The sequence below is a fragment of the Salinibacterium sp. ZJ450 genome, from assembly GCF_011751885.2.
Lineage (GTDB): Bacteria > Actinomycetota > Actinomycetes > Actinomycetales > Microbacteriaceae > Ruicaihuangia.
Genome location: NZ_CP061771.1, coordinates 1,124,748 through 1,143,023, shown reverse-complemented (window position 1 = coordinate 1,143,023; position 18,276 = coordinate 1,124,748). Strand labels below are relative to the sequence as shown.

Genomic DNA, 18,276 nt, shown 5'->3' with positions numbered 1-18,276 from the left:
AAACAACGCAGTGCCGTGACCCCCAGGGGTCACGGCACTGCCTTGTTTCCGCGGTCAGCCGAGGGTTTGGGCGCCGGTGGTCACGATATGCAGGCGTTGGGTCGGACGAGTCGCGGCAACATACAGAGCGCTCGCCCCGCGGCTGCCGGCACGTTCGATGCTGTCTGGGTCGACGAGCACGACGGCGTCGAACTCGAGGCCCTTCGACGTCTGCGGCGACAGCACCGAGATCGGCCGGGCAAGCGACGCCGAGCCGAGCGCGACGTCAGCACCGAGCGCGGTCCGCAGGTGCTGGTACAGCTCGGGGACGAGGGCGTCGTCGGCGATGACCGCGACGGTGCCCCGGTCATCGATGCCGCGATCCTCCTGCACCGCGGCGAGCGCGGCGTCGAGCAGCCCCCCGTCGTCGATGCCGCGCCGGAAGATCTCCCACTCCGAGCGGCGGACCGCCGTGGACGGGGTGATCGGCAGTCCGTGCGCGCGGGCGAAGCGTTCCGCGGCATCGGTGATCTGCGATGGCGTGCGGTAGTTGACGGTGAGTTCCTCGAGCCGGAACTCCGTGGTGAGCGTGCCGAGGGCGTCGGACCAGCTGGCGGCGGCCGCGGCCGAACTGGCCTGGGCGATGTCGCCGACGATGGTGAAGCTGCGCATCGGGCCGCGGCGCAACAGCACCCGCCACTGCATCGACGACAGCTCCTGCGCCTCGTCAACCACGATGTGGCCGTAGGTCCAGGTGCGGTCGGATGAGGCACGCTCCGCGGCGCTCAGCCGTTCGGCGCTGGGTGCGAACCCGGCGGCGAGCGCCTCGGCGCTCACCATCCCTTCGACATCCATGTTCTGGATCGCCTGCTCGGCATTCTCGACGTCCCGCTTGCGCTGCGCCTTCTCCTCGCGTTTGCGGGCGTCGGAGACGGTGTCCATCTCACCCAGCAGCTCGGCTGCCTCATCGAGCAACGGGATGTCGGACACCGTGAACTCGGCGTCGCGGCTGCGCCGGAGCAGTGCCCGTTTCGCGGGCGACCATCCGGGCGTGAGGCTCGCCAGCCAGGTCGGCCGGGCATAGAGGTCCTGGATCAGTTTCTCGGGGGTTAGCGGCAGCCAGGCCGTGTTCAACGCCACCCGCACGTCGTAGCTGGAGCGCAGGTCTTCGCGCAGCATCGACAGGTCGGAGTCGTCGATGGCGTTGCCCTGTTCCCGCAACTGCGAGGCAAGCTGCCGGGCGAGGGCCTTCAGGGCGGCCTTGTTGAAGGTGACCCGTGCCACGTTGTGCGGTTTACGGCTCTGCCAGGCCTCGCGCATGGCGTCGGCGATCAGTTGCGGCTGCACCACCAGGCGTTCCCCGCTGACGTCGAGGGTTTGCGGCTCGGTCGGCACGATCTGCCGGCTCTTCACCGCACGCTTGATGAGGTCGGCCATCTGCCGGCTGCCCTTCAGGGCCGCGACATCCGTTGTGTCCTCGTTCTGGGCATCGACGCCCGGATACAGCTGGCCGACGCTTGCCAGCACCACCCCGGTCTCACCGAGGGACGGCAGCACCTGTTCGATGTACTGCAGGAAGCTGCGCGACGGGCCCACGATGAGCACACCGCTGCGCGCCAGCTGTTCCCGATTCTCATAGAGCAGGTAGGCGGCGCGGTGCAGCGCCACCGCGGTCTTGCCGGTGCCCGGTCCCCCCTGAACCACCAGCACGCCGCGCAGTTCGCTGCGGATGATGCGGTCCTGCTCGGCCTGGATCGTCGCGACGATGTCGTGCATGCGGCCGGTGCGCTGGGCGGTGAGTGCGGCCAGCAGTGCGGAGTCGCCGCTGACCTGCTCGCTGAGCAGGGACTCGTCGAAGATGTCGTCGCTGATCGACACCACCTTGCGGCCCTTACTGGAGAGGTGACGGCGGGCGCGCATGCCCAGCGGAGTCGCCGCGGTGGCCTGGTAGAACGCGCTCGCCTGCGGGGCGCGCCAGTCGAGCAGGATTGGGTCGCGGTTGTCGTCGCGCAGTCCGATCCGTCCGATGTACCGCACCGACCCGGACTGGGGTGTCAGCTTGCCGAAGGCCAGCCGTTCGTCGACCTCACGCAGTTGGGCGATGCGGTCCTCGTAGATGCGCGCAAACGAGTCACGCTCCGAGCGGTGCTGGTGGGTGCCGCCCGGCGTTTGGCGGCGCACCGCCGCGAGGGCGTCCTCCGCCTCCTGACGTACATCGTCGAGCCGTCGGTAAAGGCGCTCGACGTAGTCGCGCTCGCGCTCAAGTTCGGAATTTGTCACAGATGCACCTCGGGATTCAAGGCCATCAAGCTTACGCGGTCTCGTTGAACGCCGGATTGCTCTCGAACTATTGCGTCGCCCTATTGCGTCACCGACAGTTTTGTCGCATCCTTGAAGCACATACTCAATCCCCCGTGGAGACTCGCAGGCAGTGCCGCAGCCCCGGGGGTTGAGTTTGTTAACGGAGCGGAATGCCCTGCAAAGCCCGTCGAGATGCCACGACCGCGCGCAGCAGTTCCGCCTCGTGCGCCTGAGGGTCGAGCGGAACCTGACCGGTCACCATCCGCTGCCGGAAGAACGCCAACCGGGTGGAGTCGCGAATGTATCGGCGCATCTGGCTCGACAGCCCGTGGGACGCCGCCCAACGCTTCGCGGTGCGCCGGCCGGTCGCGGTGGCGAGAGCGGCGACCTCAGCCGGGTTGAACCAGCCGGTTGCCGCGTACTCGTGCAGGCGGGCGAAGGTGAGACGCTGCTCCTGACGCCGCAGATACACCACGAACAGGGTGCCGAGCACGAACAGGGGCACCTGCACCAGCACGTAGTAGCCGAAGAAGTCGGGCACGATGAACAGCGCCCCGTTCCAGAACGCGTGCAGCAGTATTGCCGCGACCAGGCCCACCACGAACGCGCCGAGCCCGGCCGCGATACCCGCTCGGCGCGCGGCGAGCCCGATCGCGAAACCGGTGAGTGCCGTGAACATCACGTGGGCGAACGGCGACATCAGCCCGCGCACGATGAACACCCCGGCGATGTCGCCGAAGCTGCCTTCGCTCTCGAGGATGGCAATGGCGAAGTACTGGATGTTCTCGGTGAAGGCGAAACCGGCACCGATGCAGGCGGCATAGACGATGCCATCCACCGGGCCATCGAAATGGCGGCGGGCGACCAGGAAGATCAGCAGCACGCCGAGGCCCTTGGCCGTCTCCTCCACGATCGGCGCCTGCACGGCGGCCTGCAGGAACACAAAGGAGTCGGTCGAGCCGCCGAACGACGCGATCACGCTCTGAATCTCACCATCGATGATGAGCGCGAGCAGCACGGATACTCCGGCGCCCCAGAGGAACGCGAAGAGCAGGATGACCCGCGGCTCGGGTTCCCAGGTGTCGACCCAGCGCACCCCAAGCGCCACGATGCCGAGCGGCACCAGCGCGATGACGGCCGACACGACGAAACCGGCCACGCCGAGCACGGCGACGAAATACCCGAACACGGTGAGCAGCGCAAGCGCACCAAGCAGGATGCCGACGACCGCCAGGGCGCCGAGCGCTCCATTGGCGCGCACCGGGCGGGCGAGCACCGGCTGCGTGGCTAAATGGGTTCCCTGCTGAACGGAGATCGGAGCCTCAGGGATGCGCGACTCAGACGAATCCATGCCACTCAGGTTAGTGGTCTCTGCCTGTCACTCGATGCGCTCGCCCGGCCGCACGATATGCCCGTGCCACGAAACATTCCGGGACCACTCGGGATACCGTATGTTCATGCAGCACCACGAGGAGCCGTACGAGCGCAGCGAGACCGAGAGCGAGCGGCTCGACCGCAATTGGGGCGAAATCCTGCAGGAGTTGCGGGTCACCCAGACCGGCACGCAGATCCTCACCGGTTTCCTGCTCACACTCGCCTTCCAGCCTCGCTTCGCCGAGCTAGATGCGTTCCAGGTGGGTGTGTATCTGACCTTGCTGTCGGCCGCGGTGATTACCACCACTCTCGCGCTGGCGCCGGTCAGCATGCACCGCGCCCTGTTTCGTCAGCGGGCGAAGCACCAGATCGTGCGCACCAGCAACGCGGTCCTCAAGATCACTCTGGTGATGGTCGCCCTGATCCTCACCGGCACCATGCTGCTGATCTTCGACGTCGTGCTCGGCCACACGCAGGGCATCATCGCCGCGGCCGTCACCCTCATCCTCACGGCCGTCGCCTGGCTCGTCCTGCCGCTTGCCACTCGGCCGGATCGCGACTGACCCGGCCGTGACAGGCACATCAGGCCCAGCAGGGTCGCTGCCCGCCCCGCCGACCAGTCGCGCGATGAGCCGGCGGGAGTGGCGCTATGCCGCACGGCGGGCCTGGCACGGGTTCCTGCGCCATCGAGGCCTGGACTCCGCCGCGGCGCTCACCTTCTTCGCGGCGCTCAGCTTGTTCCCGGCGGCGCTCGTGCTGGTGTCGGTGTTCGCCATCGCCGACAGCCGCACCAACGCCGCCGAGGATGTCCTGGCGGTCATCGGTGAATTCGCCCAGCAGTCGACCGTGGACACCCTGCGGGATCCGCTGCAGCAACTGGTGCAGATCCCGAACCCGGGCATCGCGCTCCTGGTCGGACTGGCGTCGACGATCTGGACGGCGTCCGCCTACGCGACGGCGTTCGGACGGGCGATGAACGCCGTCTACGAGGTGCAAGAGGGCCGGCACATCTGGCGGTTCCGTGGCCTGATGCTGCTGGTCACGGTGGTGTTGCTCGTCGGCTTCGCGCTGGTAGTGACGCTGCTGCTTCTGACGCCGAGCATTGCCGCCGCGGTCGCGGCGGAGGCCGGCTTCGGCGAGCCGTGGATCACGCTGTTCAACGTACTGAAATGGGTCGTGATCGCCGGACTCGCGTTCGCCCTGGTGGCCATGCTGTACTACTTCACCCCGAACGTGAAGCACACCCGCAAGCGCTGGGTGAGCTACGGCTCGGCGTTCGCGGTCATCGTCTGGGCGCTCGGCACCGCGGGTTTCGCCGTGTACATCTTCACCGTGGGCCAGTACGAGCGGGTGTACGGCTGGCTGGGCGGCGCGGTGGTCACGCTGCTCTGGCTTTACCTGACGAACGTGGTCATGGTGCTTGGAGCTGAGGTAGATGCGGAGATCGTGCGGGCGCGGCAGCTGCTCGCCGGCATCCAGTCGGAAGAAGTGATCCGACTACCAGCACGAGATACGGCGCGCACCCTGATGCTGGCGCGGCAACGTTCGGCGGATGTCGCGGAGGGACGGGAGATCCGGGAGAGCGCCGCCGAGTAACGGCCCGCCGGTTGTGCCCCCTATTCGGGGGGCGTAGCGTGTGGGAACACGCCAGCTGAGAGGAGCGCCCATGCCCGTCGATCCCGCCACCCGGTACCGCACCGAAGGCTTCCCCCCGCAGCACCAGGAGCAACCAGGGCTCACCTCGCGCACCGAACCGAGGCCCGATCACGGCGAGGAGAGCTACGTCGGTCATGGCCGGTTGCAGGGTTACCGGGCGCTGATCACCGGCGGAGACTCCGGCATCGGTCGGGCCACCGCGATCGCGTTCGCCAGAGAAGGGGCGGATGTCGCCATTTCGTACCTTCCCGAGGAGCAGGAGGATGCCGAAGACACCGCACGCTGGATCGACCGCGCCGGGCAGCGCGCCGTCCTGCTGCCGGGAGATGCCCGCGACGAGGCATACTGCACCAGCCTGGTCAGCCGCACGGTCGACGCCTTGGGCGGACTGGACGTGCTGGTTCTGAACGCCGCATACCAAGAGAACCGCGACAGCCTCGAGGATCTATCGACCGACGAGTTGGACCGCGTCTTTCGCACCAACCTGTACGGCACGGTGTGGATCGCCCGCGCAGCCCTCCCGCACCTGAGCGCCGGCTCGTCGATCATCGTGACCTCGTCGATCCAGGCGTTCAACCCGTCGCCGCAGTTGATCGACTATGCGATGACCAAGGCGGCGCAGGTGGCGTTCGTCAAGGCGCTGGCGCAGCAGCTCGGCGGCCGCGGCATCAGGGTCAATGCGGTGGCGCCCGGTCCGATCTGGACGCCGCTCATTCCGGCGACGAATTGGCCGGAGAAACTGCCAGAGTTCGGCCAGGACACCCCGCTCGGCCGGGCGGGTCAGCCGGCGGAGTTGGCGCCGGCCTACGTGTACCTCGCCAGCGACGCCGCGAGCTACGTGTCGGGCGCCGTGTTGCCGGTCACCGGCGGAAAGGGGTTGTGACATGCCACGCGGAAAAGACTCCCGACTGAAGGATCCCGAACTCTATGAGGAGTTGCGCGACGACGGCGCTTCGAAGGAGAAGGCCGCGCGAATCTCCAACGCGGCGGCGAAGCAGGGCAGGTCGAAGGTCGGCCAGAAGGGCGGCGAGTCCGGCTCGTACGACGACTGGACGGTCGACGACCTGAAGAAGCGTGCCAAGGAGCTGGGGCTGAGCGGCTATTCGAAGCTCACGAAGAGCGAGCTGGTCGACAAGCTGCGCAACCACTGAGTGGCCCAGACCCTCGATCGGCGGTTGTTCGGGTCAGCCGCTGATCGAGCTTTGCGAGTGCGGTGCGCCGACCGGTTTCGGCTCGGCCGATCCGCGCTGCCGCAGGTAGATCGAGAACGCCACCATGCATCCGACCGCGAGGAACTCGGATTGCCAGTTTTGCAGCGTGCGATTCCAGAACTCGGGCTGCAGCAGGTACTCCGCCCAGCCGATCGTCGGCTGCGCGTGCTGCAGCTGCTCGTCGTTGTAGACCACCACCCCGGCCACCGATTGGGCAAGCCAGGACAGCAGGAAGATGCTGCCCATCACCAGCGCGAGTGAATTGGACAGCAGCCAACGCCGCCCGCCCTCGACCTTGGCCCAGCGGGGAGAGTCGGGGCGCGCATAGCGGCCGACGAGCTGTTCCTGATCCGATTCGGCGCCCTCCTCTCCCGGCTTCTTGGACTCCGGGGAGCCTCGCTGCACGAGCCAGACCGTGCCGAGGATGAAGAGCAGGACCTGCAGGAACTCCGACTGCCAGTTCTCGGCGACATCGACGACATAGGCCGACGAGGTGACGTAGTCGAGCAGCCCGACCGCGGGCTGAGAATGGTCGAGCTGCTCGGCGTTGTACAGCGCCTGCCCGGGGTGAACGCCTGCCCGGTCAGCGCCAGCACGAAGATGACGCCGAAGAAGATGCTGAGTCCGTGACCACGGAACGCCCGTGGCATCCCGCTCACCACGACACGAACCCGCATGGTGCGCCACCTTCCGCTCAGGCGGTCTTCTTGGGCTTTCGCGTGCTGGTGGGCTTCGCGCCGGTGGGCTTCGCGCCGGTGGTCTTCGTGGCGGTGGTCTTCTTCGCTGCCGGGGTCTTCTTCGCGGGGGCCCGGCTGCGCGTGGAACGGCTGGGCGCTTCACCCTTCGAGTCCGCGACATCCGTGTCCGCGTCATCCGGCACCGCTGTGGTCTTCTTGCCTTTGTCTACGCGGTTCTTATCGACGCTGCGGCGCAGCGCCTCCATCAGGTCGAGCACCTCGCCGCCCTCGCGCTCCGGGGTCTCGCCGAAGGTCTCCTCGGTGCTGAGCGCGTCGCCCTTCTCCAGTTTGGCCTCGATCAGCTGCTTCAGCTCTACCTGGTACTCGTCGGTGAACTGGCTCGGGTCGAAATCCGAGGCGAACGAGTCGACCAGCGCCGCGGACATCTGCAGCTCCTTGTCCGACACCTTCACCTGCTCGTCGAGCGACGGGAACGCCGCCTGCCGCACCTCGTCGTTCCAGAGCAGCGACTGCAGCATGAGCACGTCGCCGCGCACCCGCAGGGCGCCCAGCCGGGTCTTCTGCCGCAGCGAGAAGTTCACGATGGCGGTGCGGTCAGTCTCCTCGAGGGTCTGCCGCAGCAGGGCGTACGCCTTCAGCGACTTCGAATCCGGCTCGAGGTAGTAGCTGCGGTCGAACATGATCGGGTCGAGCTGGTCGCTCGGCACAAACTCGACCACGTCGATCTCGCGGCTGCGTTCCACCGGCAGCGCGGCGAGATCCTCGTCGGTGAGCACCACGGTGCGGTCGCCGTCGTCGTAGGCCTTGTCAATGTTCTCGTAGTTCACGACCTTGCCGCAGATCTCGCACTTGCGTTGGTAGCGGATGCGGCCGCCGTCCTTGTCGTGCACCTGGTGCAGCGAAATGTCGTGGTCTTCGGTCGCGCTGTATAGCTTGACGGGCACGTTCACGAGACCGAACGTGATGGCGCCCTTCCAGATCGCTCTCATGACCCCATCATTCCGATAAACCCGGCGATTCTCACCCCTGTTCGGGGTACATTGTGGGCATGGCGGGCAAGGGAGAGTACGTCACGGTGGAGGGGCATCGGCTGAAGCTGACCAGCCTCGACCGAGTGATGTACCCCGAGACGGGAACGACGAAGGCGGAGGTACTCGACTACCTCGCGCGGATCGCCCCGGTGATGCTGCCGCACGTTCGCGACCGGCCGGCCACCCGCAAGCGCTGGGTGCACGGGGTGGGAACACCGGATGCCCCCGGTCAGGTGTTCTTCCAGAAGAACCTGGACGAGGGCACCCCCGCCTGGGTAACCCGGCGGGAGATCCAGCACTCCGACGGCCCGAAGAGCTACCCGCTGGTGAACAACCTGGCCACCCTCACCTGGCTCGGTCAGATCGGCGCGCTCGAGATCCACGTGCCGCAGTGGCGGTTCGGGCCCAAGGGCGCGCAGCGCAATCCGGACCGGCTGGTGCTCGACCTCGACCCCGGCGAGGGCGTCGGGTTGGCCGAGTGCGCCGAGGTGGCGAGGCTTGCCCGCACCATTCTTACCGGCATGGGGCTTGACCCGATGCCGGTAACCAGCGGCAGCAAGGGCATCCACCTGTATGCCGCCCTCGATGGTAAGCAGAGCAGTGATGAGGTGTCCGCGGTCGCCCATGAACTGGCCCGTGCCCTGGAGGCCGATCACCCCGACCTGATCGTCAGCGACATGAAGAAGACGCTCCGCACCGGCAAGGTGCTGGTCGACTGGAGCCAGAACAACGGCAACAAGACCACGATCGCGCCGTACTCGCTGCGCGGCCGGATGCGCCCGACGGTGGCCGCTCCGCGCACCTGGCGGGAGCTGGCGTCGAAGAACCTGCGGCATCTGGAGTTCCACGAAGTGTTGCAGCGGGTGGCGGAGAAGGGCGACCCGCTGGCCGATCTGTCGGCCGGGCATCTGGAGAAACCGGACAGGCTGGCCAAGTACCGGGGCATGCGCGACGCCGCGCGAACACCCGAACCGGTGCCGAGTCATCCGGCTCCGACATCCGACGGCCGCAGTTTCGTGATCCAGGAGCACCACGCCCGGCGGCTGCACTACGACTTCCGGCTCGAGAACGACGGGGTGCTGGTGAGCTGGGCGGTGCCGAAGGGGATTCCGACGACACCGAACCGCAACAACCTGGCGGTGCAGACCGAGGACCACCCGTTGGAGTACGGCGAGTTCGAGGGAACCATTCCGGCCGGGGAATATGGCGCGGGAGAGGTGACGATCTGGGACAGCGGCACCTACGACTTGGAGAAGTGGCGCGAGAACGAAGAGGTGATCGTGATCCTGCACGGTCGCCCCGACGGCGGGTTGGCCGAGCCGGTGCGGGTGGCGCTGATCCACACCAACGACAACAACTGGCTGCTGCACCGGATGAAGGACCAGCGGGAGGGGCACTGGTCGCGCAACTCGAAGGCACACACCCATGAAATTCAGGATGCCAGTGCTGCCGAGCGCAGCGAAGTGCCGGAAACTCGTGGGCGCCGGACGTCGAGTCCTGAGTTTCGCGAGTCAGCGAAGTACACCGCGATGCTCGCCACTCAGGGCACCGAGGCAGCCGTGCACGATGACGCGGACTGGGCCTTCGAGATGAAGTGGGACGGCATCCGCGCCCTCGCCTACGTCAGCGGCGGCGGCATCCGATTGATCTCACGCAATGGCAACGACCTGACCGACACGTACCCCGATCTTGCCGAGCTCGCCGACCGGGTGCGGGGCGATGCCGTGCTCGACGGCGAGATCGTCGCCCTCAACGGGCGCGGCCGACCCGACTTCGGACGTCTTCAGGAACGGATGAACCTGGCGCGCCCTGGCGACGTTCAGAAGGCAGCGCGCAAGACGCCGGTGCAGTTCATGGTGTTCGACGTGCTGGAGGTAGACGGCGCCCCGGTCGTCACGCGCAGCTACGAAGAGCGGCGCGACCGGCTGGCCGGCATCCTGACCCCGGCCGGTCGCATCCACCTTCCCCCGGCGTTCGAGGGAAACCTCGAGGCGGCGATGCAGAGCAGCCGGGAGTTGGCGTTGGAAGGGGTGATGGCGAAGCAACGGGACAGCCAGTACGTCGGCCGACGCTCCCGCGCCTGGATCAAGATCAAGCATCACCTCACCCAGGAGGTGATCATCGCCGGCTGGCGCCCGGGTCAGGGCCGGCGATCCGGCGGGGTCGGCTCGCTGCTGCTGGCCGTGCCGGAGGACGGCAGGCTGCGCTATGTCGGCCGGGTCGGCACCGGCTTCCGCGAGCGTGACCTCGACGAGATGCAGGCCAGGTTCGCGCGGATCGGCCGCAAGACGAGTCCGATGACGGATGTCCCGGCGCTCGACGCCCGCGACGCGCACTGGCTCACTCCCCGGTTCGTGGGAGAGGTCGAGTTCACCGAATGGACCAGCGTCGGTCGCCTGCGCCAGCCCACCTGGCGCGGCTGGCGCCCGGACAAGAACCCCACCGATGTAGTGAAAGAAGGCTGAGCGATGAGCAACATCACCGAGTACGAGCCAGACCCGGAGGACGAACGCGAGGTCGACCTGGAAGTCGAGGGCGGCGAACCCACCGCTCCCCCGACCCTCGATCCCGACGAACGAGTCGAGGCGGAAGAAGAGCGCGACGTGGCGCTCGACGACGACCGACCGGCGTAGCCGCGAATAAATCGGCATCGCTCATGCGTCAGTTGACGGTGCGAGGGAATACTGCGCCCACACGACGGGGTTGGGCTTCATGGCCACCCTCCCCCTCGTGAATGAGACACCATGACCGCGCACCACCCCTTCGAGTTCGGAATCGCCAGCTTCGGCGAACTCACCAGTTCACCGGATCGGGGAACACCGACCGCGAAGGAACGCCTCGACCAGGTGCTGGAGGCGGCCGTGCTCGCCGACACGGCGGGCATCGACTTCCTCGGCATAGGCGAGCACCATCGGGCGGACTACGCGGTGTCGTCCCCCGCCATGGTGCTGGCCGCCGTGGCCGCGCAGACCAGCCGCATCCGGCTGAGCAGCGCCGTCTCGGTGCTGTCCACCCTGGACCCGGTGCGCCTGTATGAGGACTTCGCGACCCTCGACCTGATGTCGAGCGGACGTGCCGAGATCATCGCCGGACGCGGGGTCTTCGTCGACTCGTTCCCGCTGTACGGCTACAATCTGACCGACTACGAGGCACTGTTCGAAGAAAAGCTCGACCTGCTGCTCGAGGTGAACCGCCACGAGAACGTCACCTGGCAGGGATCGTTCCGGGCGCCGCTGCACGATGCGCCGGTGATGCCACGCGCCCAGCAGCCCGAGATCCCGGTGTGGCTCGGCGTGGGCGGCACGCCGGCGAGCGTGGTGCGCGCCGCCGTGCGCGGGCTGCCGGTGATGTTTGCCGGCATCGGCGGCGACCCGCGCGGTTTTGCCCGGTTGGCTCAGCTGCACGCCGCGGCGGGCGAGCAGTCGGGACATCCGGCCGGCAGCCTCGCGGTCGGGATGACCGGGCACTTCTTCGTGGCCGAGAACTCCCAGGACGCCAAGGCGGAGTTTGCCGAGCAGTACTCCCGGTACTGGGCGGAGAACACGCCACGCTCGGTGGTGATGACCGAGGAGCACTACGAGTTCGCCACCGGCCCGACCGGTGCGCTGCTCGTCGGCAGCCCCGCCGAGGTGGCCGAGAAGATTCTCTCGCAGCACGAGGCCATCGGCCACGAGCGCTTCATGGCGCAGTTCATCGGCAACATGCCCACCCCCAGGCTGCTGCGCTCGATCGAGCTGCTCGCCGGCGAGGTGATGCCGATCGTGCGGCGCGAGCTCGGGATCGAAGCATCGCCGACCGCTGGCTAACCGGCGGCGGCACTACCGAGCACGAGCTAACACCGAGCACGAGTCGCCTCGTACTGTTGACCGGGTGACTGCACCTCCGGCCCCGCCCACCGTCCTTGCCACCCTGCGCAACCCGCGGGCGTTCAGCACCGAGGTGCTCGCCGGAATCGTCACCACCCTGGCGCTGATCCCCGAGGTGATCTCGTTCTCGGTGATCGCTGGGGTGGATCCGCGGGTGAGCCTCGTGGCATCCGTGGTGCTGGCGATCTCGATGTCGATCCTGGGCGGGCGGCCGGCGATGATCACCGCCGCGGCCGGCGCCGTCGCGCTGGTGGTTGCCCCACTGGTCAGAGACCACGGGGTCGAGTATCTGCTGCCGGCCGTGGTGTTGGCGGGGCTGATTCAGATTCTGTTCGGCGTCACCGGGCTGGCCCGGATCATGCGCTTCATTCCCCGCTCGGTGATGATCGGGTTCGTCAACGCCCTCGGCATCCTGATCTTCGTGGCGCAGGTGCCGCACCTGCTGGGCGTGCCGTGGCTGGTGTATCCCCTGTTCGCTATCACCGCGCTGATCGTGCTGGTGCTGCCGCGCTTCACCACCGCGGTGCCGGCGCCGCTGGTCGCGATCATCGTGGCCACCGTGATCACCGCCGTCGCGCACCTCGCGGTGCCGACGGTGGGCGATCAGGGCGACCTGTCGGGCGGACTGCCCGGGTTGACCACCCTGCTGGTTCCCCTGGACGCCAGCACGCTCGGCATCATCTGGCCGACCGCGCTCAGCGTCGCGTTCGTTGGCCTGATGGAGACCCTGCTGACCGCAAAACTAGTCGACGACATCACCGACACCCGGTCGAACAAGAGCCGAGAATCCTGGGCGCTCGGGGTGTCGAACATCCTGGCCGGCTTCTACGGCGGCATCGCCGGATGCGCGATGATCGGCCAAACCGTGGTGAACGTGAAGCTCGGCCGGGCTCGCACCCGCCTGTCGACGCTGGTCGCCGGCCTGTTCCTGCTGCTGCTGGTCACCGTACTGAGCCAGGTGATGGCGATGATCCCGATGGCGGCACTCGCGGCGGTGATGATGATCGTCGCCGTGAAGACCGTCAACTGGCACAGCGTCACGCCGGCCACCCTGAAACGGATGCCGCTGCCCGAGACCCTGGTCATGCTCACGACGGTCACGGTAGTCGTCGCCACCGACAACCTGGCCATCGGGGTGGCGATCGGCGCGGTGCTGGCCATCCTGCTGTTCGCCCGCCGGGTCGCGCACGTGCTGCGGGTCGACCGCACGGTCAGCGCAGACGACACGCGGGTGGCCTACACGGTCACCGGCCCGTTGTTCTTCGGCAGCAGCAACGACCTGGTGGAACAGTTCTCCTACGGCATCGACCCGGCCGAGGTGACCGTGGACTTCACCGGCGCGCAGATCTGGGACGCCTCAACGGTGGCCGCGCTCGACTCGGTGCGGACCAAGTACATCGAGCACGGGGCATCCGTCTCATTCACCGGCCTCGACGAACGAAGCACCGCGCTGCACGGTCGGCTCTCCGGCTACCTCGGCAGCTGAGTGGCCGCCCCGCTACATCTTGGGCGCTACATCTTGGGCGCTACATCTTGGGGAGGATGATTGCGCCGGTGTGCGGCACCAGTCCAGACAGCCGCTCGGGCGAGAGCACCTTCTCGACCTCTTCCTGCGTCATCAGGCCGGCCTCGATCACCAGTTCCGCGATCGACGCGTTGGTGGTGAGCGCGGCGTGCGCGAGGGTCGCGGATGCCGCGTAGCCGATGTACGGGGTCAGTGCGGTGACCACGCCCACGCTGGACTCCACCTGCCGGGCCAGCCGGTCGGTGTTGGCGGTGATGCCGTCGATGCAGTTGACCCGCAGGGTGCGGCAGGCGTTCGTCATCCACGCCAGCGACTGCATCATGCTCGCCGCAATCACGGGCTCGAAGGCGTTCAGCTGGAGCTGGCCGGCTTCCGAGGCGGCTGTGATCGTGGCATCCGCACCAATGACGCTGAACGCGACCTGGTTCACCACCTCGGGGATCACCGGGTTCACCTTGCCGGGCATGATCGATGATCCGGCCTGACGCTTGGGCAGGTTGATCTCACCGATGCCCGCCTGCGGGCCGCTGGAGAGCAGGCGCAGGTCGTTGCAGATCTTCGACAGCTTGACCGCAGAGCGCTTCAGCGTGCCGCTCAGCGTCATGAACACGCCGGTGTCGCTGGTGGCCTCGATCAGGTCGCTTGCGGTGACGAAGTCGAGCCCGCTGATCTCGCTGAGGTGGCGGCGCACGGTCTCGGCGTAGCGCTTGTCGGCGGTGATGCCGGTTCCGATGGCGGTCGCGCCGAGGTTGATCTCGGACAGGAACGGGATGACCTCGCGCAGCCGGTCGTAGTCTTCGGTGAGCGTGGTGGCGAAGCCGTGGAACTCCTGGCCGAGCGTCATCGGCACGGCATCCTGCAACTGGGTGCGACCGATCTTCAGGATGTCGTTGAACTCGACCGCCTTCCTTGCGAACGCCCCGGTGAGGGCGCGCAGTTCGGCGAGCTGGCGCTGCAGCGACAGGATCATGGCGAGCTTGATCGACGTCGGGTACACGTCGTTCGTGGACTGGCTGCGGTTGACGTCGTCGTTCGGGTTCAAGTACTCGTACTCGCCGCGACCATGACCCATCAGCTCGAGGGCCCGGTTGGTGATGATCTCGTTGGCGCACATGTTGGTGCTGGTGCCGGCACCGCCCTGGATCACACCGACCACGAACTGGTCGTGCAGGTGACCGTCGATGATCTCCTGGCAGACCTGGTCGATGATGTCGGCCTTGTCCGCCTCGAGCACGCCGATCTCTTTGTTCGCGCGGGCGGCCGCCTGCTTGACCATGGCCATCGCCTTGATCAGGTTGGGGTGGTTGCTGATGGCGCGGCGGGTGATCGGGAAGTTCTCCAGCGCGCGGGCGGTGTGGATGCCCCAGTACACATCGGCCGGGATCTGCATCGAGCCGAGCGAGTCTGTGTCGGTTCGCATCGGGATGGCGTCATCCTTCAGTCGATCCGTTGCACCCTCCGGACCTGTGGTTTTCACAAGGCTCTCGTCGGGTTGCAGTGTTTGTTCATCGAACGCTTGTGGCATTGCAGTCATAGTCTCGGCTCCTTCACCTGGAACCAGTCTAGGTCGACCATCAGGTGACGCGGCAGGGCCCGCGCGCTACTGTCGGAGCGTGACTCAATATCTGGAGCGTGCGATTCACTTGGCAACGTCGAACGTCGCTGACGGCGGCGGTCCGTTCGCGGCGGTCCTGGTCGCCGCGAACGGTCAGGTGTTCGAGGGAGTGAACCGGGTAACGCTCGACAACGACCCCACCGCTCACGCCGAAGTGGTGGCGATCCGCACCGCCTGCCAGGCGCTGGGCACCTTCGATCTCACCGGCGCGACCCTCTACAGCAGCTGCGAACCGTGCCCGCTGTGTTTAAGCGCCGCGCTCTGGGCACGGATCGATCGGGTGCAGTTCGCGGCCGACCGACGCGACGCGGCCGCGGCCGGGTTCGACGACGCCGCCTTCTATGCGGTGTTCGAGCAGCATCCGTCTCACTGGGCGATGCCGGTGACCCAGGCGCCGACGCCCGCCAGCGATGAACCGTTCGCCGCGTGGGCCGCCGCCGAGAACCGCGTGGAGTACTAGCGAGCCGAAGCGGCGGCGGCGGGATCAGCCCGCTCAGGACGGCGAGTCCGGCAGCAGGCCAAGCTGTCCCAGGAATTCCATCTGGTCGAAATAGAAGTGGTGCGCCGTAACCAGCCCGTTTTCGACGCGTGCGATATCACAGCTTCTCATCCTGATCTGCTTGCCGGTCGCCGGCATGCTCTCCCCCGACGGCAACTGCAATGGTCCCGTGTGCGTCCCCGTGAGGTAGCCCTCGTCGATAGCCACGTCGCCGGCTTCATACTTCCGCGTGTAGTCATAGGCGAGGTCCGGAAACGCTTCCCCGAACTGCAACAGGTACGTGCCAATTGCGTCGCGCCCCGAGACCTCGCCCTCATCGGGCGTGATCGCGACCGCGTCCACGGCGTAGCACGCTGCCAACGTCGCGGAGTCTTTAGCCGTCACGGCCGCGGTCAAACGGTCCATGACCTCCCGTGCCTCTCCCATGGTGACCTCCCGTTCACATGCGGCCGACGAGTGCGGTCCGGCCGCTTTGGCTTCACGTCACATCGGCGTGGCGTGGCTCCAGTAGACGCCGGGGCTACGCAGGTGTCAATGACGGCTAACCGCGGCAAAACCGCAATCCACTGGCGCCCACCGACGGAATCTTGGTGACCACCGCCTGTTGTTCATTTTGCTTCGGTATCCATGTGCCATGGATGAGTTGGCGGCCTTCGTCGTGAGCCTCGCCGAGTCACCGTGGATGTACGGGTTGGTACTGGTACTGACCGTCGCCGACGCCTTCCTGGTGGTGTTGCCGAGCGAGACGCTGGTGGTCGCGCTGGCGGCGCTGTCCGCAGCGGCGGGGTCTCCGGAGATCGTGTTGCTGGTCCTCACCGCGGCGATCGGGGCGATGCTCGGCGACGTTCTCTGCTACCTGATCGGACGCCGGATCGGGGTCACCCGCTTTCGATGGATGCGCGGCCCGCGGATTGCGGCCGGGATTCACTGGGCGCAGAACGCGCTGGATCGTCGGGCGGCGGTGCTGATCCTCACCGCCCGGTACGTGCCGTTCGCGCGCATCGCCGTGAACCTCACCGCGGGCGCCATGCGGTTTCCGCTGAAGCGTTACCTTCCGCTGACCGTGATCGCCGGAACCGGATGGGCGCTCTACAACACGTCGGTCGGGGCGCTGTTCGGGTCGTGGCTGCCGGACAACCCGGTACTCGCGGTCGTGCTGTCTGTGGTCACGGCGATCACGCTCGGCGTGACCATCGACTATGTCGCGGCGCGCATCGCCGACCGCCGGAAGCCCGCCACGCCACCCGAACGAGGGTGATCGCGGCGGCGAAGCGGCGGACCGAAATAAGAGAGAATTGGTCGTAAGTGTGCGTTCCCGGCCGGGGGCGATGTTATGAGGAGTTCGTTGGTGTTCTGGAACCTGTTGAAGCGCAAGAAGAAGACGACCATTGTGGACGCGGCAGCGACCGAGACTTACTCGGAGGAAATCGAGACCGAGGCCCCCGTCGTGGAGGCTCTCGTCGAGGAGGCTCCGATCGTCGAGGCTCCGGCTGCTGAGCCCAAGGCAACGAAGGCCCCGGTCAAGAAGGCTCCGGCTCCGAAGGCACCGGCGAAGGCCAATGCCGGCGCGACCGCCAAGACCGCGGCAACGAAGGCTCCGGCTCCGAAGGCTCCTGCAACCAAGGCTCCCGTTGCGAAGGCACCGGCATCAAAGGCTCCCGCAGCCAAGGCTGCCGCAGCCAAGGCTCCTGCGGCCAAGGCGCCGGCTGTGAAGGCTCCTGCCGCTAAGGCTCCCGCGGCGAAGGCTCCGACTGCCAAGGCGCCGGCTGTGAAGGCCCCCGCCGCTAAGGCTCCCGCGGCGAAGGCTCCGACTGCCAAGGCACCCGCAGCGAAGGCTCCCGCGGCGAAGGTCGCCGCTGAGGCTCCGGTCGCCGCCGCTACCGCTGCTCCCGCCGCGACCGGCACCGTCGCCGAACTGCGCGAGCAGGCTAAGGCGCTCGGTCTGACCGGCTACTCCAAGCTCACCAAGACCCAGCTCGTGGAGCTCATCGCCGCATCGAAGTAGGTGCGCAGCACCCCGGACCGCGACATCCGTTCGGTATCGGCGCCGTATTAGGCGGCGCTGATGCCGAACAGTCCGATGATCAGTGCCATCACCAGGACCGTGACCAGTTCGTGGGCGATGTTCAGCAGGGTGAGCTTCCATGGACGGTTTTCGAACGCGTCGTGCGTGATGAACCGGGCGGCCGTGAAGCCTGCCCACAGGATCAGCGCGGTGAGCACGGTGTTGCCAAGGAAATTGCCGCCGTAGAACTCCTGCGCGATCGCCGCTGACCCGGCGAGCACCCAGGCGCTGACAAAGCTGACGATCACCGTGACGACGATCGCGGTGACCGCGTTGGCGGGCGCCTCAACGCGGGCGGCCTTCTGCCACCAGGTTCCGAACACTGGGCGGGCGTACCAGATCGATCCGACCACCATGGTGGAGATCGTTGCGACGATGACTGCCCAGTAGTTGATCTCAGGAATCATGGTGGGTCCCTTTCAGTGAAGTGACGTTCAGTCACGTGGTGATCGGATT

At 67.1% G+C, this 18,276-nt stretch carries 18 protein-coding genes; 11 read left to right on the top strand and 7 right to left on the bottom strand.

Going from position 1 to position 18,276, the window contains the following annotated elements; all coding sequences use genetic code 11:
• Positions 1–54: 54 nt before the first annotated feature.
• Positions 55–2,259: a HelD family protein gene (locus tag HCT51_RS05455; RefSeq protein WP_166871088.1), complete on the bottom strand. Its 2,205-nt coding sequence runs from the start codon at positions 2,257–2,259 to the stop codon at positions 55–57.
• A 178-nt stretch (positions 2,260–2,437) separates the two neighbouring features.
• Entirely contained in the window at positions 2,438–3,631 is a 1,194-nt protein-coding gene (locus tag HCT51_RS05450; RefSeq protein ID WP_224760690.1) for a PrsW family intramembrane metalloprotease, read from the bottom strand.
• Between the two features lie 106 nt (positions 3,632–3,737).
• Between HCT51_RS05450 and HCT51_RS05445 the strand changes: the two genes are divergently transcribed.
• From HCT51_RS05445 to HCT51_RS05430, 4 genes are all read left to right on the top strand, one after another.
• The gene (locus HCT51_RS05445; protein WP_166871086.1) at positions 3,738–4,217 is read left to right on the top strand and encodes a DUF6328 family protein; all 480 of its coding nucleotides are present in this window, start codon (positions 3,738–3,740) and stop codon (positions 4,215–4,217) included.
• 7 nt (positions 4,218–4,224) lie between these two features.
• The gene (locus tag HCT51_RS05440; protein WP_224760689.1) at positions 4,225–5,250 is read left to right on the top strand and encodes a YihY/virulence factor BrkB family protein; all 1,026 of its coding nucleotides are present in this window, start codon (positions 4,225–4,227) and stop codon (positions 5,248–5,250) included.
• Between the two features lie 70 nt (positions 5,251–5,320).
• On the top strand, positions 5,321–6,193 hold the full coding sequence (locus HCT51_RS05435; protein ID WP_166871083.1) for an SDR family oxidoreductase: 873 nt from the start codon (positions 5,321–5,323) through the stop codon (positions 6,191–6,193).
• Position 6,194: 1 nt separating this feature from the next.
• Positions 6,195–6,461: a DUF7218 family protein gene (locus HCT51_RS05430; protein WP_166871080.1), complete on the top strand. Its 267-nt coding sequence runs from the start codon at positions 6,195–6,197 to the stop codon at positions 6,459–6,461.
• Between the two features lie 33 nt (positions 6,462–6,494).
• On the opposite strand, the gene HCT51_RS05425 is transcribed toward HCT51_RS05430, so the two are convergent.
• Together HCT51_RS05425 and ku are read right to left on the bottom strand one after the other, a co-directional pair.
• The gene (locus HCT51_RS05425; protein ID WP_370626932.1) at positions 6,495–7,208 is read right to left on the bottom strand and encodes a DUF6766 family protein; all 714 of its coding nucleotides are present in this window, start codon (positions 7,206–7,208) and stop codon (positions 6,495–6,497) included.
• 7 nt (positions 7,209–7,215) lie between these two features.
• Entirely contained in the window at positions 7,216–8,208 is a 993-nt protein-coding gene (gene ku / locus HCT51_RS05420) for a non-homologous end joining protein Ku (protein ID WP_166871076.1), read from the bottom strand.
• Positions 8,209–8,267: 59 nt separating this feature from the next.
• Here ku and HCT51_RS05415 point away from each other — a divergent pair, with 59 nt between their 5' ends.
• The 4 genes from HCT51_RS05415 (at position 8,268) to HCT51_RS05400 (ending at position 13,602) form a co-directional block, all read left to right on the top strand.
• The gene (locus tag HCT51_RS05415) at positions 8,268–10,715 is read left to right on the top strand and encodes an ATP-dependent DNA ligase (RefSeq protein WP_166871072.1); all 2,448 of its coding nucleotides are present in this window, start codon (positions 8,268–8,270) and stop codon (positions 10,713–10,715) included.
• 3 nt (positions 10,716–10,718) lie between these two features.
• A complete protein-coding gene (locus HCT51_RS05410; RefSeq protein ID WP_166871068.1) occupies positions 10,719–10,883 on the top strand; it encodes a hypothetical protein in 165 nt (54 codons plus the stop codon).
• Between the two features lie 111 nt (positions 10,884–10,994).
• A complete protein-coding gene (locus HCT51_RS05405) occupies positions 10,995–12,056 on the top strand; it encodes an LLM class flavin-dependent oxidoreductase (protein WP_166871064.1) in 1,062 nt (353 codons plus the stop codon).
• Positions 12,057–12,120: 64 nt separating this feature from the next.
• Positions 12,121–13,602 carry a SulP family inorganic anion transporter gene (locus tag HCT51_RS05400; RefSeq protein WP_166871060.1) on the top strand — a complete coding sequence of 494 codons (1,482 nt, stop codon included), beginning with the start codon at positions 12,121–12,123 and terminating at the stop codon, positions 13,600–13,602.
• A gap of 40 nt (positions 13,603–13,642) precedes the next feature.
• On the opposite strand, the gene HCT51_RS05395 is transcribed toward HCT51_RS05400, so the two are convergent.
• A complete protein-coding gene (locus HCT51_RS05395) occupies positions 13,643–15,061 on the bottom strand; it encodes an aspartate ammonia-lyase (RefSeq protein WP_191413775.1) in 1,419 nt (472 codons plus the stop codon).
• Between the two features lie 193 nt (positions 15,062–15,254).
• On the opposite strand from HCT51_RS05395, the gene HCT51_RS05390 reads away from it, so the two are divergent.
• Positions 15,255–15,716 (top strand): nucleoside deaminase, encoded by a 462-nt coding sequence (locus tag HCT51_RS05390; protein WP_224760688.1) that lies wholly within the window; start codon positions 15,255–15,257, stop codon positions 15,714–15,716.
• A 33-nt stretch (positions 15,717–15,749) separates the two neighbouring features.
• Here the strand turns inward: HCT51_RS05390 and HCT51_RS05385 are convergent, their stop codons facing one another.
• Positions 15,750–16,160, bottom strand: coding sequence for an ester cyclase (locus HCT51_RS05385; RefSeq protein ID WP_224760687.1), 411 nt, complete (start codon positions 16,158–16,160; stop codon positions 15,750–15,752).
• Between the two features lie 229 nt (positions 16,161–16,389).
• On the opposite strand from HCT51_RS05385, the gene HCT51_RS05380 reads away from it, so the two are divergent.
• Both HCT51_RS05380 and HCT51_RS05375 read left to right on the top strand, forming a co-directional pair.
• On the top strand, positions 16,390–17,013 hold the full coding sequence (locus tag HCT51_RS05380) for a DedA family protein (protein ID WP_166871047.1): 624 nt from the start codon (positions 16,390–16,392) through the stop codon (positions 17,011–17,013).
• A gap of 90 nt (positions 17,014–17,103) precedes the next feature.
• The gene (locus tag HCT51_RS05375; protein WP_166871043.1) at positions 17,104–17,760 is read left to right on the top strand and encodes a Rho termination factor N-terminal domain-containing protein; all 657 of its coding nucleotides are present in this window, start codon (positions 17,104–17,106) and stop codon (positions 17,758–17,760) included.
• A 47-nt stretch (positions 17,761–17,807) separates the two neighbouring features.
• Here HCT51_RS05375 and HCT51_RS05370 read toward each other — a convergent pair whose 3' ends face one another.
• Positions 17,808–18,227 carry a DUF1761 domain-containing protein gene (locus tag HCT51_RS05370; RefSeq protein ID WP_166871040.1) on the bottom strand — a complete coding sequence of 140 codons (420 nt, stop codon included), beginning with the start codon at positions 18,225–18,227 and terminating at the stop codon, positions 17,808–17,810.
• Positions 18,228–18,276: the final 49 nt, after the last annotated feature.

Excerpts from the sequence above, each read along its gene's own strand:
- HCT51_RS05415 (WP_166871072.1), top strand. The coding sequence starts at position 8,268 with ATGGCGGGCAAGGGAGAGTACGTCACGGTGGAGGGGCATCGGCTGAAG.
- HCT51_RS05380 (WP_166871047.1), top strand. The coding sequence starts at position 16,390 with ATGGATGAGTTGGCGGCCTTCGTCGTGAGCCTCGCCGAGTCACCGTGG.
- HCT51_RS05450 (WP_224760690.1), bottom strand. The coding sequence starts at position 3,631 with ATGGATTCGTCTGAGTCGCGCATCCCTGAGGCTCCGATCTCCGTTCAG.
- ku (WP_166871076.1), bottom strand. The coding sequence starts at position 8,208 with ATGAGAGCGATCTGGAAGGGCGCCATCACGTTCGGTCTCGTGAACGTG.
- HCT51_RS05405 (WP_166871064.1), top strand. The coding sequence starts at position 10,995 with ATGACCGCGCACCACCCCTTCGAGTTCGGAATCGCCAGCTTCGGCGAA.
- HCT51_RS05370 (WP_166871040.1), bottom strand. The coding sequence starts at position 18,227 with ATGATTCCTGAGATCAACTACTGGGCAGTCATCGTCGCAACGATCTCC.
- HCT51_RS05430 (WP_166871080.1), top strand. The coding sequence starts at position 6,195 with ATGCCACGCGGAAAAGACTCCCGACTGAAGGATCCCGAACTCTATGAG.
- HCT51_RS05445 (WP_166871086.1), top strand. The coding sequence starts at position 3,738 with ATGCAGCACCACGAGGAGCCGTACGAGCGCAGCGAGACCGAGAGCGAG.
- HCT51_RS05395 (WP_191413775.1), bottom strand. The coding sequence starts at position 15,061 with ATGCGAACCGACACAGACTCGCTCGGCTCGATGCAGATCCCGGCCGAT.
- HCT51_RS05385 (WP_224760687.1), bottom strand. The coding sequence starts at position 16,160 with ATGGACCGTTTGACCGCGGCCGTGACGGCTAAAGACTCCGCGACGTTG.
- HCT51_RS05410 (WP_166871068.1), top strand. The coding sequence starts at position 10,719 with ATGAGCAACATCACCGAGTACGAGCCAGACCCGGAGGACGAACGCGAG.
- HCT51_RS05435 (WP_166871083.1), top strand. The coding sequence starts at position 5,321 with ATGCCCGTCGATCCCGCCACCCGGTACCGCACCGAAGGCTTCCCCCCG.